Genomic DNA, 15,862 nt, shown 5'->3' with positions numbered 1-15,862 from the left:
CCCACGGAGTACAGCATCACCGGCTTTTCAGCCTCGGCAACGACCTCGCGGATGATGTGGATCGATTCGGCTTCGAGCCGTTCCAGGTGCGTGAGTGTGGTCAAAGTCCCTCTCCGTTTGCCGGGTTTGGCCCTACTTACAATGGTGCCAAATGGGTGAGCCTCCCATATGGGAGGATAGATAATCTCATTATAGATGTGATGACTACGTGGAGTGATCTTCATCCACATCTGAGATCATCAGAATGACCCCTATGATCTGGCTGACTGGATTGTATTTAGCGCTGACTGGCGGCCCAGCACTTATGTTCAACCTGTGTGGCGTTCGCCCCAAGTGCGTCAACGAACCGTCGCCACTAGTGTCGGTGAGGTGGAGCGTTGCTTTTGCGCCGAAGAATTTCAGCTGAGCTCGCTGAGACGCACATCAGCCAGTCCTCGAACATCCGCCTGCTTGCAGTGAGATGTGGTGCTCAAGCGCTAACCCGGCGACTTGATGGCGCTCGTCAAGCGGCTAAACCAGAGGTGCGCGGGCAGCCGCCGAGCTGCACTTGCCGCTCGTACACACGATGGCGTACGCGCAAACCCCGACCCGCCATGCTTCCTTCACCACGGACTCTACCCGGATGAAAGCCCTGAGAGCTTGCGGTAGAGCACTGCTTTGTGATTGCATACGCAGCCCTCGCGATGGAAGGCGGCCGCAGGGAGGAGTCATTCCTCGGGCGCAATGGTCACTCTGCAGCCTTCGAGTACTTCTGTGATGGGCACTTGGCACGACAGACGAGAGCACGCGCTGCGGTGCTCGGAGCTATCGAGCAGGTCACTCTCATCCTGGCTCATCGGCTCCAGCTTCCCAAAATACTCTGGCTCGATGTGCACGTGACAAGTTGCACAAGAGCAGCAGCCGCCGCACAAAGCCAAGAGTTCGTCAAAACCGCTGTCACGAATAACTTCCATGAGAGTGCGGCCTTCGTTGGCTTCGACGCTTGACTCTTCACCCGTATGCTTGACGACGATAATATTCGGCATGTTTCCTCCACGATCCTATTAGGTTTATCTTGTAGTACAGTGACTATAACGCGTGGATAGCGATCCTTCGCTCCAATGCCGTATGGGCCCGATGGCTCCCATCTGCCAGCGTGCCTTGGATCGCGAGCCCCTGGCAAAGGACTCTTTAGCGACGATAGTGACCGTCGCTGGCCGGTTCCACATCCGCCCGCATGCGGAAGTCAGGCCCGAAATCAGTAAGCGGGTGGAACTTCATCGGCGTCGCAGTCGAAGCGGCCAGCAGCGCTTCACCGTACGCGGCGATCGTCTCGTCATTGCGCGCTTGGTCACTGTGAACGGGCGAATAGGCCAGGAACGGTGGCACGACTTCAAGGCCCGTATAGAACAGCACGCCATTGTGGATTGGCCAGAGCGTGCGGTTATAGTCTCCCAGGAGACCGTCCGGCTCGAACATGGCCTCGTAAGCTCCGGTCGTCGTGGCGACCATCCCGCGCCGTCCCTTGAGCCCGCCAGTTTCGTAGCGCTTGCCCTGGCCATAGATCACAGTGTTGACGAGGACGCGGTCCAGCCAACCCTTCATGATGGCCGGCATCGTGTGCCAGTAAAGCGGGAACTGCATCACAAAGATGTCGCACCACAGGAGCTTCTCGATCTCAGCCTTGATGTCGTCCGCCAGCAGGTCGTGCTGCACGGCGTGCTTCTGCTCGCGATCGTATTGCAGTCGCTCCGGGAAGCGGCGGCCCTTGAAGTCCGCTCCGGAAGCCAGAGGGTTAAAGTTCATAGAATAGAGATCCGAAACCACGACCTCATGCCCAGCCTCGCGCAGACGGTCGACGCCGTGGCGCAGCATCGCCGCATTGAAGCTGTGCTCTGGTTCCGGGTGCGCGAAAAGGATGAAGTAGCGCAATTACGATCTCCTTAGGGCCGGCGGACTTGATCAGCGGACGACACCGGCTTGCTGTTCCTGAAGCGCCGGCACAGCCGAGACAAGCGCCATTGCCGTTCGGATCGGCAACGGATTACATCCGTGCTGCTCAGTTCGCCTCGCCAACGCGGCGCTTTGGGAAGGCCGGGGCTCTCTTGCCGATGGCGGCATTCAGGGCCTCTCGGAAGTCTTCTCCCCCTAGCAGCGCCATCTGTTCGACGGACTCGGCCAAGAGCAGTTCGGCTTGATGCCGGAGCGCAGTCAGGTTGAGGAGACGCTTGGCCGTGGCAAGCGCTGATGGGCTCCGTCCCACGGCTGCCTGTGCTGCGGCCCGTGCCGCGGCGACCGGATCATCCGTCACCCGGCCAGCAAGGCCGATCGCCACCGCCTCGGTCGCATCGACCATACGACCGGTGAACACGAGTTCGCGCAAGAGGTCGTCGCGCACCAGCGTCCCGAGGGTCACCAGCCCGGCCATGTCGGGGATCATGCCCCACTTCATCTCCAGAATGGACATCCGTGCGTCAGGGGCGATGAAGCGGAAATCCGCGCCAGCGGCGATCTGCAGCCCTCCACCGAGCGCGACACCGTGGATCGCGCAGAACACGGGAACGGCCAGCTCGCGCCAGCCGATGGCGATCTTCTGTGGGATGTTGGCATGTCCATGCGTGCGGACTGCGAGATCCGGCAGCGCGGGCGTATCGTCGGACGTCCCGAAGAATGACATGTCGAGGCCGGCGCAAAAGGCCCGTCCCTCTCCGGCGAGCACGACGGCCTGGGCATTGCTCTGCGCGACGAACTCGAGCGCTTCAAGGAGGCCCGCCATCATCGCGGAGTCCAGCGCATTCATGCTGCCCGGCCGATCAAGCCAGACCTCGGCGACTTCGCCGACAAGGTCCACTCGAACCCGGTCCCGGAATACTACGGAGTCGGCGGTCATTGGAAATGAACTCCCTTTTGCGTCGGTTGCGTCAGTCGACCGTGACGACGACCTTGCCTATGGCGAGCCGGTCCGCGAGCATCGCGATGGCCTCTCCGCCCTGCTCTAGCGGGAAGCGGGCCGAAACGAGCGGCGAAATGGAACCAGCAGCCATCATGCCGAATAGCTCGGCGATGTTGCGGCGGTTTAACTCCGGGAATTGCGCCGTGAACGCGCCCCAGAAAACGCCGACGATCGACGACCCTTTCAGCAGCGTCAGGTTGAGCGGAATGCTGGGAATGCCCGCCGGGAAGCCGACTACCAGGTAGCGGCCTGCCCAGGCGACCGCACGCAGGGCCGGCTCGGCATAACTGCCACCCACACTGTCGTACACCACATTGACGCCGCCATTCGACAGCGCCTTGATCTTGTCGGTGAATGCCTTGGCGGCCGCGCGATCGTTGAGGCCATCCGGCGGATAAACGATCACTTCGTCTGCGCCATGCACGCGCACGATCTCCGCTTTCGCCTCCGACGAAACAGCGCCGATGACGCGGGCGCCCCATGCCTTGCCGAGCTCGACGGCGGCCAAGCCGACCCCGCCGGCCGCACCAAGCACGAGCAGCGTCTCGCCGGCTTGCAGCCGTGCCTGGTCCTTGAGCGCGTGATGCGACGTGCCATAGGTCACGAGCATCCCTGCGCCGACATCGAACGGAACGCTGTCAGGAAGGCGGTAGCAGTTTTCGGCCGGCGCCAGCGCCTTCTGCGCCAGACCGCCGAACGGAGTCCCCGAAGCCACGCGGTCTCCGACAGCAAGACCCGTCACCCCCGGACCGATCGCGTCGATGACGCCTGAGACCTCGGCACCCGGTGCGAAGGGCCTGATCGGGCGCGACTGGTAGCGATCCTCGATGACCAGCACGTCGGGATAATTGATCCCGCAAGCCGCGACTGCGATGCGTACCTCGCCCAGACCCGGTTGCGGATCGGGCAGCTCGATCAACTCCAGGGTCTCGGGCCCACCGCTCGCTTGACTGACCAGTGCCTTCATGTCGCTCCCCGCTGACTAGCTATATTCCGATGCGTGCGCATCGCTACGCTTCACCACGTGCGCGCCGATAAGCAGAGTAGCGCGGCTGATCGATCTCGACCTGGTCCAGCACTGACTCTCGCAGATGCCGCAGCAGCGCCGGATCGCTGGCGTCGATCGCGCCAGACGAGAGACGCTGGCACAATTCCGCCCGCATGGCTTCGAGGTCCTTCTCGTCGCCCAGCAACGCGGCCAGCCGCTCGCTCTCTCGATCGGCTGCTGCCGGACCGAGTGCAAACTCGCGCGCCGCGATCTCGAGCGCATTCGCGGCCACGCGCGCATCAAAGCGAGCCGCGCCGCTCAGCGCCTCGACCGCTTCCTCGCGAAGCCACCGCACCACCGTGGCGATGAGCACCTGGGCATCGATCTGCTCGCTCATGGCTCAATTCCTTCGATGATGTCGAGAAGGTCCAGCTCGGACTCGGTGGAGCGCCGACCGATCACGGCTCGCTCGAGCGTCACGGCACTGAACCCGATCGCGCGGGCCAGTTCGCCCGACAATATGCCCCACTTCATCGTTCCTAGAGCGCGCCAGAAGTGGACTTCGTCCCTGGTCACGGCAACTCCGCCCGCGGCGTGGTAGGCGTCCAGCAAGTCGTCGAGCACGCCCACTCCGCCGACCGGCAGGTCGATTGCGCCGAAGCGCCAGGAGTTGACGGTGAGATAGCCAAGGTCCTCCACCGGATCGCCGATATGCGCCAGCTCCCAATCGAGAACGGCAGCGATGCCATCGGGCGCAATCATTAGGTTGCCCATGCGGAAGTCGCCGTGGACCAGTACGCGCCGCTGCGCGATACGGTCGATCCGCGCCTCCAGCCAGGCAAAGCCCAGCTCCCAAACGGGGTTTGGGCGATTGCGTCCGGCGTACACGCGTCGCAGATTGTCGACCTGCGAGGCCGCGCTCAGCGTCGGCAGCAGATCCAGTCCGTCTGTCGGCACGGCATGGATGCGCGCGAGGATCTCACCGCATTGCCGCGCAAAACGCGATCGCGCCGGCGCGAATGCCGGATCGCGCTGGATCTTCTGGGGCAGCGTCTCCCCTGCAACGAAGTCGGAGATGAAGCCGCGGCCCAACTCGTCCGCAGGCGTGAGTTCCAGCCGGATATGCGGCACCGGAACGTCAGCCGCGGTCGCCCTGCGGATCGCGGCGGCCTCCGCCTCGGGTCCGATCTGGTCCACGATCATCACGTCGTTGGGCACGCGCCGCAGGATCAATACCTCGTCAAGGCGTTCGACACCTGCGACGCGCAGCTTCCATGTCTCCTGGCTGGCGCCGCCGGTCAGGCGCGACAATTCGGTCACCGCCCGAATGCGCGGCTCCACCCGACCGATCGCGCGAAGCAAGCGGTCGACCAGATGCGGAGGGGCAGCGTCAGTCGACATCATGCATCTCCTTCAATTATCCCTCCCCGGCCGCTGTCACAGGACTTCGAACAGCCCCGCAGCGCCCATGCCGCCGCCCACGCACATGGTGATGACGACGTAGCGCACGCCGCGCTTCTTGCCCTCGATCAGGGCGTGGCCGACCATGCGCGAGCCTGACATGCCATAGGGATGGCCGATCGCGATAGCGCCGCCGCTCACGTTCAGCCGGTCGTCGGGAATGCCGAGAACGTCCTGGCAGTGAAGAACCTGGACGGCGAAAGCCTCGTTCAGTTCCCACAGACCGATGTCGTGGACGGTCAGGCCGAAGCGGCTGAGGAGCTTGGGCACCGCGAACACCGGGCCGATCCCCATCTCGTCCGGCTCGGTCCCAGCGACCGCCATGCCGACATAGCGGCCGAGCGGCTTTAATCCGCGCTCTGCGGCGAGAGCGGCTTCCATGACGATGCACGCAGACGCACCATCGGACATCTGCGAGGCGTTGCCCGCGGTGATGACGCCGCCTTCGTAGACCGGTTTGAGCGCAGCGAGAGCTTCCGCCGTCGTCGCGCGCGCGCCCTCGTCGGCGGTGAGCGTGATTTCCTTCTTGCTGGTCTCGCCCGTGGCCTTGTCGGTCACGCCCATCACGGCGGTGACGGGAATGATCTCTTCGTCGAACACGCCCGCCGCCATGGCCTTAGCGACCAGTTCCTGCGAGCGCAGGCCGTAAGCGTCCTGGCGTTCGCGCGAGATGCCGTAGCGCTTGGCGACGGTCTCGGCCGTCTGCACCATCGGCATGAAGAAGTCCGGCGAGATCTCGACCAGCTGGGGATCCGCATCGACGCGGATCTCCTTGGTTTGCACCAGCGAGATCGACTCCACGCCGCCCGCTAGGACGATATCCATGCGATCGACGATGATCTGCTTGGCGGCGGTCGCGATCGCCATCAGGCCGGAAGAGCACTGCCGGTCGATCGTCATGCCGGCGACGGAGACGGGCAGCCCGGCCCGCAGGGCAGCAGCACGGCCGATCGTCTGCTGATAGCCCTGCGGCAGCGAGCAGCCGAAGATGGAGTCGTCGATCTCAGCAGGATCGACGCCGGCGCGCTCGACGGCAGCACGGATCGCATGCGCAGCAAGCGTCGGCGACGGCGTCAGGTTGAACGCGCCGCGATAGGCGCGGCCGATCGGCGTACGGGCGGTGGAAACGATGACGGCGTCGCGCAAATGACTTCTCCCCTGAACGTGCTTAGATTTGGAACCGCCCGATCCAGGACGCGACCAAGGCCGGCCGCTCCTGGTCTTCAATCTCCACGGCGACGTCCAGCGTCTGCTGGAACTCACCGGGTCGTAATTCATCAAGCTTCGCGAGTGTGGCGGCGATCCGCACGCGACTGCCGCTGCGCACGGGTGCGACGAAGCGGACACGATCGAACCCGTAGTTCACGCCCACTGAAACGTCCTTCAGCGACAGCTGCGGGATCGTCTCGAGCAAATGGGGCAAAAGCGACAAGGTCAGCAACCCGTGTGCGATCGTGCCGCCGAACGGCGTCTCTGCCGCGCGCACCGGATCGATGTGAATGAACTGATGATCCAGAGTGGCGTCGGCAAAACGATCGATCAGCGGCTGGTCGATGATCATCCAGTCCGAATGCAGAGTCACGCCCAGTTCTGCGCGCAGGCGCTCGTACGGACTGCTCATCGGAGACTCTCCCATGCTTCGCTCGGCACATCTATCGGTGCCTCACCTGCCTCGCATCACCCTCCACTCGCGGTCGTGGCGATGGGCTGCCACTCCCTAGCGCATCGGCGCACCAGTGGAATTAGCCGAATACATCCATCCACATTGTAATAAGTTCTACCCCCCCCCCAGTGCGATACGCGAAACCATGACTTCACAATTTGCTTCCGAAGTTCGACTTGCTCCACGCTTACCATCTCCAACAACAGAGAGGCCGGCGGACCGACCATAGATGGTGAGGTGCATGCCCTGCTCTGGCGTCAGATGCGCATTCTGCGCCATCATGCGCTCGAACACCTCATCAATCGTTACGACGCGCCGCAGGTCCCGCTTAGCGAGACTACGGCAGCCCTCGATCCAGTCGCTCATCTGCTGCGGCATTGGCAAGCTGTGACGCCCTCGCATCGCGTCCGTACTGATCCCGAGCCCCTCGATTGCGACGAGTTTCTCCACCTTGTTGGGATAGATGCCGGCGTATAGCAACGAGATCGATGCGCTCAGCGAGTGCGCAATGATTGTCACCTTTTCGGCCGATTGCTGCTCAATCAGCTAGGCGAGGTCGCGAATGTAGTAGGGCATGATGTACGCACCGTCTGGCGACCAGTCGCTTTCGCCTTGCCCTCGCATGTCGAGCGCGATGATGTGCCAGTCGTCCCGCAGTTCCTGCGCCACCCGGTCCCAGCTGCGCGCACGGTCCTTGCCGCTGCACCATGATCACCAGCGGCGAGCATGATTGCGCCGATCGACGTAATGCAGGCGAAGCCGCTGAGAGGTGAAAAAAATACGGAAGAAAGGCCGGTAACGTCCAAGGAAAACTCTCGAGCGCTGCTGCGACCTGGCTTACATCAGCGAAAGCGATGCAGCTCGGGTCAGTCAGATTTCGATGCAGATCTTGCCGAAATGCTTCCCGCTCTCCTGATGACGGAACGCATCCGCCAGGCGCTCTAGTGGGTAGGTGCTGTCTATGACCGGGCGCAGGCCACCTGCATCGATTGCCGCGACCAGATCCTGCTGATGGCGACGGCTGCCCACGGTGAGACCCTGCAGACGGATCTGCGCTTGCATGAGCGCCGTGGTCGAGATCGGCGCGGCATGGCCCGTCAGCACCCCAATCAGGGCGATGTGACCGCCGTCAGTGCAGGCCCGAATGGACTGGGACACCGTTCCGGCGCCGCCGATCTCCACCACATGGTCGACGCCGCCCTCGCTTAGCTTGTAAGCGGCCTTGCCCCAGTCCGATGTGGATCGGTAGTTGATCAGGTGATCGGCGCCGAGCGCTTGGAGCCGCTCCAGCTTTTCGTCCGACGAGGAGGTCGCGATGACGGTCGCGCCCATCATCTTGGCGAGCTGCAGCGCGAAGATCGACACTCCGCCGCTGCCCTGCACCAGCACAGTCTGCCCCGCGATCAGGGGGCCGTCCACGACCAGCGCCCGCCACGCCGTCACGGCCGCGCAAGTCAAGGTGGCGGCCTCCTGAGCGCTGTAACCCGCAGGCGCATGGGTGAAGCTGGTCACCGGCGCGACACAGATTTCGCGAGCATAGCCTTCGGTGCCGTCCCCGGGCACGTCGCCGCACCGAGGCACTGGGCCGCCAGCCAGCCACTTGGGGAAGAAGGTAGAGACCACCAGATCGCCGGGGGCGAACTCGGTGACGCCCTCGCCCACCGCCAGGACTTCTCCGGCTCCATCCGACATGGGGATGCGGTTGGCTTCCGTCGGGAGATAGCCCATCACCACGGCATAGTCGTGGTAGTTGAGCGAGCTCGCACGGATGCGGACGCTGATCTCGTTCGGGCCGGGCGCTCCGGGATCGTCCAGAGTGACCAAGGTCAACTGGTCGAGAGACGCCGGCTGGCGGAGCTGGATTGCGCGCATGGGTTTGACCTTTCTTGGGACGATCGCTCGACGCCGTTAGGACAGAGCAGTAGGCAATGGGAACATTGTGGCTGTCAGACGCCCTGTTACCCGCAGCAGGAACCGACCCGGAAGGTCGGTCGCCGCAATCGCGGGGGCATCCTAACCGCCACGCTCGCGATACTCGCGTCCGAGCAGCACATCGGAGATGATGCGCTGCTGGATCTCCGAGGTGCCTTCGAAAATCTTGGTCAGACGGGCATCCCGCCAGTGCCGCTCGACAGAGTGCAACGTGGTATAGCCCGCGCCCCCCAGTATCTGCAGCGCTTCGCTCGTGACCCGCTCGGCCATCTCTGCGGCGAAATACTTGACCATCGATATTTCGGCGCGGCACTGCTCTCCGGCATCCAGCGCCTGCGCGACCGAATACATGAGCTGCCGCGCCGCCTCGAGCTCGGTCGCCATCGTCGCGATCTTAAACCGTATTGCCTGGAAGTCGCCGATCGGTCGCCCGAACTGCACGCGTTGCTGCGCGTACTCGATCGCATCGTCGAGAGCCGCCTGGGCCAGGCCGATCGACCGCGCCGCGGTATGGACGCGCGCCAGCCCAAGTGCGAAGGCGACATCGCGAAAACCGTCGCCCTCGTCGGCGCCGGCGTTGACCGGAGCACGAACTCCGTCGAACGCCAGCTCGTAGGTCTTCCAGCCGTAGTAGCCGATCTTTGGGATCGGATTGCCCACCAACCCCTCGACGAAAGCGCCTCGCTCCTTCTCGACGGCGACCATCACGGTTCGTCCGGTCGGTCCCTCGCCCAGCTCTTCGCGGCACAACACCAGAATGACGTTCGCCCGGTCAGCGAAGGTGCACCAGTACTTGTTGCCGGTGATGACCCATTCGTCGCCGACGCGCCGCGCCGTGCAGGTGACGCCCGACAGGTCCGATCCTACCCCCGGCTCCGACAAAGCACCCGCGAAGAGATACTTCCCTTCCATCATCAAGGCCGTCTTGGCCCGGCGCTGCTCCGGCGTGCCCTGGATCGACTTGTAAGCGCTGTTGCCGCGCGCGATCAGGCTGCCGACGCTCATCCAGCCCTGCGTCAGTTCCTCGGCTATCAAGCAGTACTCGACGGCGCCGAGGCCCAGGCCGCCAAGATCTTCGGGCACGGTGATGCCGAAGAAGCCCAGCGCCGCCATCTCGTCGATCAACTCATCGGGGAAATCCGCTTTCTGCGCGTCCAGTTGATCGGCCATGGGCCGGACTTTCTTGCGCGTGAAATCGCGCGCCAAATCTCGCAGCATTCGCCGGTCGTCGGTCAAGTACGTCGATCTGACAAAGTCCCCCTGCATCGCTCTCGCCCCATGTCTTCGTTACGCCGGCTTGTCGGAGTATCTAGGGCCAAGCTCGAAGACGTTCCAAACGCGAACACCTTCACATGCGTAATTCTTGATCAGAGCGCGCATTTCAAGCGGTGAAGACCCTGCCGTTTTCGTCATGCCGGTCAGGTGTATCGGCTTGCCACCGCACCGATCCGAACGGCCGCTCCAGCCGGCGGCGCATCCGACCTTCGCGATTGCCCAAGTGGAACGCATCGGCAGCCTCCACCAGCAAACGGTCGGCCTGTGTCGCCCGATCCCGCTGGCGCAGGTAGTCTCCCCAGGTCGGGCAATGGAACTGCTCCGTCCACAGTTCCGGATCGGCGATATCACGTGAGAGGATCCAGCCGAACATCCCGCTGCGCAGCCGGGCACGGCGCAGCTCCTGCATGGCCGCGTAGAAGTCCCGCGCCTGGCTCATCTCGACCCGGTATTCCACTTCCAGGATGATCGGCCCGCTGCGGGCCGTCAACGGGAGCGACACTTCCGGCTCATGCGATGACACCGACAGCTCGAGCCCTCCGGGCAAGTCGGAGGACAGCGGCATCAGCAAGCCCAGCAAAGGGCTGAGCATCATGGTCGCACCCGAGACGATCATCGCCACGCCGGTCCCGTGCGCCCCCGCGGTCGCACCCCAACACCATGCGCCGATGGCAAGGCCGCCGGTCGCCGCAGAAGAGAAGCAAGCCAGCGCGCGAGCCGTGACCCACCGCGGTGCTGACATCTGCACGGAGACGTTAAACTGCGCCACTAGGATCATCCAGGCGGCGCCGGCGACCAGCATCGCTGCGCAGGTCATCCAGATATTGTGGCTCGCACCGACCGTGATCAACATCCCACCGTTGGTGAGCGCAAGCATGCGTGCCGCCGTCTCGGCCTTGAAACGCGCCCGAACGGCGTTCATGCCGAGCGCACCGAGAACCGCACCCACGCCGTAGATGCCGAGCAGCAGGCCATAAGTCCCGGCGTCGCCACCCAGCAGATCGCGTGCCACCAGCGGTGTCAGCGCAGACACCGAAGCACCGGCCAACGCGCTGAAAAAGGTACGCGTGACGACAATGCGGATCGGCGGCGAGTGGATGACGTAGCGCACCCCCGCCAGGATTGCTCGGTCGAGCCGCTCGGGCGGCAAGCGGGACGGAACATGCATGCGCTTCCAGAACAGGAATGCCAGCAATAACGGCAGGTAGAACAGAGCGTTGGCTGCGAATGCTGCGATTGCCCCTAGTGTCGCCACGATCAGGCCGCCGAGAGCGGGGCCGAAGCTGCGGGCGACGTTATAGCTGATCGTGCCCAGGGCGACCGCCGCGGGCAGATGCTCCGGGCTCACCTGCTCGCCCACCGAAGCCTGCCAGGCCGGGTAGAAGATCGCGACGCAGCTTCCGATCATAAAGCAGAACGCCAGGAGCAGCCAGGGCGTCAGCAGACCGGTCCAGGTGAACAGCGTCAGCGCCAGCGCCATGAGCGAGGCCGCTGCGAGGCCGACCAGCGCCACCTTGCGCCGGTCGAACATGTCGGCGATGGCCCCCGCGGGTAGCGCCACCAGCATCAGCGGCAGCATGATGGCGGTCTGCACCAGCGCGACCATCTCGGCCGACGACGATAGCCGCGTCATCAACCACGCCGCGCCGACGCCCTGGATGAGTTGACCAAAGTTGGAGAAAAGGCTGGCGGTCCAGATTGTGCGAAACGTCTTCTCGCGGAATGGCTCCAGCATCGGAGTGCGACTGCTCGATATCGGCGATGCCGTCGCTGCTAGACTCACTTGTTCATCCGACCTGACGGTCAACCTTGTTCCCCTGTAACTGTAACTGTCCCCGAGGCCGACGTGGCCAACGATCGATGCGCCGGAATGTCATGCGACCGTTGCGGAAAGAACCGGCGGCTTGGTCTCGCGCGAGGATGGGCCGGTGCGGCGATTGCCCCGTGCCCCTCTTCCCAACGACATAGCCGATCCGCAAACGCGCGCAATCGCCCTGAGGTCAGCCACCGATCTTCGAACGCAGTTCGACGCCGAACATCCGGGGACGACCCTGCACGACCTGATCGCCCACGCCACTCTCCGCACCGTAGATGTAGTACACCTCCTTGGTCAGATTCTCCGCGAACACGCTGACCCGGACCTTGTCATTGGCGAACGTGTGACCGATCCGCGCATTGACGATCAGGTTGGCGGGGTTCTTCAGGCGGTTTGCCGGCTCCCAGAAGAAGGACGAGCTGTACGCCGCGTCGCCGTTCAGGGCGACATGACCCGAGTCCAAGGGGATCCGGTACTCCACGCCACCCGACAAAGACCATTCCGGCATCCGGATGAGGGTGTTGCCCGACAGATCGCCGACGCAGGTGGTGTTCCCGCCAACCGTTGCCGGGCGGGCGGCCGGGCATGTCACGCCAGCCGGGACGGCGGTCACCGGATTGGGAAGGAAAATCGGAGCCGAGGGGAAGGACTTGTACTTCCCCTCGGCGTAGGCACCCGAAAAGCGCAGCACGAGATTGTTGTCGGCGAAGCGCGGCTGGAATTGCGTATCGAACTCGACGCCGTGCGCACGCGCGGCGGCAGCGTTGACGATCGAGGTACCGCCGGCCAGCAACTGCGTGATCTGAATATTCGAATACTTGTAGTAGTACGTGTCGATGTTCACGCGAAGCTGATGATCGAACCATTGAGATTTCAGGCCTGCGGAGAAAGCTTCGAGCGTTTCCGGCTTTACCGGCGCTTGGGCCGAACTGGCATCTTAGCGCAACTCGGCACGGACCGCCCGCTCTGTGGTCTTTTCGATGTCCCTTCCGGTAAGAAGATTCGTACCATACCCATTCTGCTGTACGCTCGATAACGCTGTGATACTTATGGCCACTTTTGAGGTCAGCCCGCCGGTGGCATAGACGCTCGTCGAAAAGGCGCCGAAGCTCCTCAGCGAAATGTCGACATCGATACTTGGCTCGTAAGCGGGATCCTTAGTGACGATCCGGATCAACCCGCCCGTCGCGTTGCGGCCAAAGGAGACGCCCTGCGACCCGCGGAGGACTTCGATGCGGTCGGCGTTGTTGAGCCCGAGCAAACCTGCGTAGGGAGCTTTGATGTAGACGCCATCCACATAGAAGGCGACCCGGGTTCTCAGCCCCCGCTGCGATATGCGCGGCGCCAACCACACGAATAAAGGGCGAGATACTGGTGTTCTGCCCCGTCATCGTCAGACCTGGAACGACCTGAGCGAGCTGGTTGGAGCTGGAAATCCCCGCCTGCGTCAGCGACTCCGCGTTGATGGTAGCAATTGCAATCGGGACGTCCTGCAAGGATTGCGAGCGGCGCTGAGCCGTCACGGTTATCTCTTGTGGCTCGGACTCTGCTGCACTTTGGCCACCTTGGTCAACAGAAGCCAGGAGGGTTTGGGCAATCACTGGAGCGCCTCGGTAGGACTCCTGCATCAGCAGGCCAAATCGACCAAAGTGCCGCATACCACCTCCCCTTTTACATCTAATTATGTCGTCGTTCGGGTGCTTTGGTTTTTGCGCATGCATTATACGTTTTATACTTCGACAGCTTAAACCCGCGCATGCTTACACTAAGAGTGTAGATGCACCGAATCGATTCGTGTCTTGGCCGCCAGCGGTGCATTACAGATGCATTCAGAGAGCGTGAGCAGGCGAGTGCTCATCCGCCTCATCTAACGCAGTCCTGATTGCGCCCGTCGAGCAGCCACGCCAAGCACCGTCGCGACGTGACCATACACAAGTGAAATATCAGTAGGCTTCATTGACATCCTAAGCGGCGAGTGGACACTCGGACGCGCGCAGCAGCGATAAAGTGAGGTCGAGGGTCCGGCATCCTGCACACCAAGACATTCGGCTTCGAGAGGCCCATGAGTGCTGTTGACGTACGTAAACGGGAGAGCGATGCACCGTAGATTGCGGCAGGCGGCATCGACTTCTAATCTGCCGAGCACGTCGAGCACCCGTACAAGACATACCGCCGCTTGCGTGAGGCAGCACCGGTTTCTCGCGTCGAGGGCTTGAATGCTTGAATTGGCGCATCTCCGCCGTGAGGAAGCGCGTGACAAGGAGGAGAGTGGCATGAGCAGCCTGGCCGGGCCCGACGAAGACAATCCCACCGGCAAGCCGCCGGTGCCCGACAACGTGCAGGACGCGATCCGCACGCTGATCGAATGGGCCGGCGACGACCCGAACCGTGAGGGTCTGCTCGATACGCCCAAGCGCGTCGCGCGTGCCTGGCGCGAGTACTGCCAGGGCTATGCCGAGGATCCGGCGGTCCACCTCGAGCGGATCTTCGAGGAAGTCGGTGGCTACGATGAGGTCGTGCTGCTGAAGGACATCCCGTTCCAGTCGCACTGCGAGCACCACATGGCGCCGATCATCGGCAAGGCGGCGATCGCGTATCTGCCACGCAACCACGTGGTCGGCATCTCCAAGCTCGCGCGCGTGCTGCATGGCTATGCGCGACGCTTGCAGATTCAGGAGCGGCTGACGGCCGAGGTGGCGCAGTGCATCTGGGAGAACCTGAAGCCCCATGGCGTTGCCGTCGTGATCGAGGCGAGCCATGCCTGCATGACCGCGCGCGGCGTTCACACGCCGGGCGTCGGCATGATCACCAGCCGCATGATGGGCACGTTCCTGGATGACACGCGCAGCCGCACCGAGGTGCTCAAGCTGATGGGCTATTGAGCCGCGCACCTCAGCGGGATTGAGCGAAAAGGGCTGAGCACAGGGGCTTGATCCGGCAAGCGCGGCGTCATGGCGCCGACCTCGCCACAAGGTGATGATGTGACGCAGGGCAGGGTGTCAGCAGCTGGTGTCGAGGCAACTCTGCTCCCGCACCCTTTTCTTGCGCGTGCACGGGCATGAGCTGTTTGAGATTGGACTTGTCCCGGGCGTACTATTCGGAGTTGGCCGCGCCATCCGCGCTCTGCTCGGGCGAGTGAGCTCCGCCCGAGCCATCCGCCGCCACGCAGGCAGATACGGTCTGACTGCTGCCGCCGGCTGCCTGCCCATGATCTCAGCAGTCCCCGGCAGATGCCGTCAGCAAACCTGATGGTGTCGCTGCGACCGGCACCGTCTCGATGACCATGCTCAGCATCTATGTCGCGCGGCCGATGCGAGCTGCCAATAGCTGATGCCTTCCAGATTCCGAGCGTTCACATCCTCCATCATCCTCGTCACGAAGCATCTGATCGGCGCCGGCGGGGGCCGTTCGTCACTGGCCTCTCGAGTGGCTGCTTAGACAAGTGGTTAGAATAGAATATGGGTATCGCGCCTGCGATCCGCTGCTCGCTTCTGGCGGCCTTAGCAGCGGCGGTCTGCTCTTACCGCGCGAGTGCGCATCTGCGCCGTGGCCGCCGGGCTGTTAGGCCAGTCTCATGAGAAGGCGCGGCTTGAAATGACGCCCTGCCTTGCACGAAACGTCCTTTGCAAAATCATCGCATATGCGTCTCTTACAATTAGACGACTTCTCCCTTTTTATCGATGATTGGCTATAGAGAAGTGATCGAGTAAACCGCCTTCGTGATTGGGGGCGCTTTCCGGCTATCTACTTGGAGAGTGATCATGCGGCCCAAGCTTCTGGGCCGCACGGGCTTAC

At 63.1% G+C, this 15,862-nt stretch carries 15 protein-coding genes and 2 pseudogenes; 1 reads left to right on the top strand and 16 read right to left on the bottom strand.

Translation table 11 applies throughout. From position 1 onward, the window contains the following. The 16 genes and pseudogenes from GV044_RS15365 to GV044_RS15295 all read right to left on the bottom strand — a co-directional run. A pseudogene (locus GV044_RS15365) lies at positions 1-104 on the bottom strand (sulfate adenylyltransferase small subunit); the annotation flags it as partial. A 603-nt stretch (positions 105-707) separates the two neighbouring features. Next, complete coding sequence (locus tag GV044_RS15360; protein ID WP_159872425.1) at positions 708-1,025, bottom strand: 2Fe-2S iron-sulfur cluster-binding protein; 318 nt, start codon at positions 1,023-1,025, stop codon at positions 708-710. 145 nt (positions 1,026-1,170) lie between these two features. After that, positions 1,171-1,911 (bottom strand): NAD(P)H-dependent oxidoreductase, encoded by a 741-nt coding sequence (locus GV044_RS15355; RefSeq protein ID WP_159872423.1) that lies wholly within the window; start codon positions 1,909-1,911, stop codon positions 1,171-1,173. A 127-nt stretch (positions 1,912-2,038) separates the two neighbouring features. Then, complete coding sequence (locus GV044_RS15350) at positions 2,039-2,869, bottom strand: crotonase/enoyl-CoA hydratase family protein (RefSeq protein ID WP_159872421.1); 831 nt, start codon at positions 2,867-2,869, stop codon at positions 2,039-2,041. A gap of 31 nt (positions 2,870-2,900) precedes the next feature. Next, positions 2,901-3,899 (bottom strand): NADPH:quinone oxidoreductase family protein, encoded by a 999-nt coding sequence (locus tag GV044_RS15345; RefSeq protein ID WP_159872419.1) that lies wholly within the window; start codon positions 3,897-3,899, stop codon positions 2,901-2,903. Positions 3,900-3,942: 43 nt separating this feature from the next. After that, positions 3,943-4,317, bottom strand: coding sequence for a DUF6285 domain-containing protein (locus GV044_RS15340; RefSeq protein WP_159872417.1), 375 nt, complete (start codon positions 4,315-4,317; stop codon positions 3,943-3,945). Beyond that, positions 4,314-5,321, bottom strand: coding sequence for a phosphotransferase family protein (locus GV044_RS15335; protein WP_159872415.1), 1,008 nt, complete (start codon positions 5,319-5,321; stop codon positions 4,314-4,316). The genes GV044_RS15340 and GV044_RS15335 overlap by 4 nt, the downstream gene beginning before the upstream one ends. A gap of 36 nt (positions 5,322-5,357) precedes the next feature. Then, entirely contained in the window at positions 5,358-6,527 is a 1,170-nt protein-coding gene (locus GV044_RS15330) for an acetyl-CoA C-acyltransferase (RefSeq protein WP_159872413.1), read from the bottom strand. Positions 6,528-6,549: 22 nt separating this feature from the next. Beyond that, complete coding sequence (locus GV044_RS15325; RefSeq protein WP_159872411.1) at positions 6,550-7,002, bottom strand: MaoC family dehydratase; 453 nt, start codon at positions 7,000-7,002, stop codon at positions 6,550-6,552. 156 nt (positions 7,003-7,158) lie between these two features. After that, the gene (locus GV044_RS15320; RefSeq protein ID WP_159872409.1) at positions 7,159-7,563 is read right to left on the bottom strand and encodes a hypothetical protein; all 405 of its coding nucleotides are present in this window, start codon (positions 7,561-7,563) and stop codon (positions 7,159-7,161) included. 27 nt (positions 7,564-7,590) lie between these two features. Then, on the bottom strand, positions 7,591-7,713 hold the full coding sequence (locus GV044_RS22550; protein WP_256377278.1) for an alpha/beta fold hydrolase: 123 nt from the start codon (positions 7,711-7,713) through the stop codon (positions 7,591-7,593). 201 nt (positions 7,714-7,914) lie between these two features. After that, positions 7,915-8,916: an NAD(P)-dependent alcohol dehydrogenase gene (locus GV044_RS15315; protein ID WP_159872407.1), complete on the bottom strand. Its 1,002-nt coding sequence runs from the start codon at positions 8,914-8,916 to the stop codon at positions 7,915-7,917. Positions 8,917-9,057: 141 nt separating this feature from the next. After that, complete coding sequence (locus GV044_RS15310) at positions 9,058-10,242, bottom strand: acyl-CoA dehydrogenase family protein (RefSeq protein WP_159872405.1); 1,185 nt, start codon at positions 10,240-10,242, stop codon at positions 9,058-9,060. 115 nt (positions 10,243-10,357) lie between these two features. After that, positions 10,358-11,986, bottom strand: a complete 1,629-nt coding sequence (locus GV044_RS15305) for an MFS transporter (protein ID WP_159872403.1) — start codon at positions 11,984-11,986, stop codon at positions 10,358-10,360. 265 nt (positions 11,987-12,251) lie between these two features. Continuing rightward, a pseudogene (locus GV044_RS15300) lies at positions 12,252-12,968 on the bottom strand (TonB-dependent receptor domain-containing protein); the annotation flags it as partial. Positions 12,969-13,004: 36 nt separating this feature from the next. Next, complete coding sequence (locus tag GV044_RS15295) at positions 13,005-13,421, bottom strand: TonB-dependent receptor plug domain-containing protein (RefSeq protein WP_159872401.1); 417 nt, start codon at positions 13,419-13,421, stop codon at positions 13,005-13,007. Between the two features lie 919 nt (positions 13,422-14,340). On the opposite strand from GV044_RS15295, the gene folE reads away from it, so the two are divergent. Continuing rightward, complete coding sequence (folE, locus tag GV044_RS15290) at positions 14,341-14,949, top strand: GTP cyclohydrolase I FolE (protein WP_159872399.1); 609 nt, start codon at positions 14,341-14,343, stop codon at positions 14,947-14,949. The last annotated feature ends 913 nt before the right edge of the window (positions 14,950-15,862 follow it).

This window comes from Novosphingobium sp. 9U (assembly GCF_902506425.1).
Taxonomy (GTDB): Bacteria; Pseudomonadota; Alphaproteobacteria; order Sphingomonadales; family Sphingomonadaceae; genus Novosphingobium.
The sequence above is the reverse complement of the archived record's forward strand: the minus strand, read 5'-3'. Positions and strand labels throughout refer to the sequence as shown.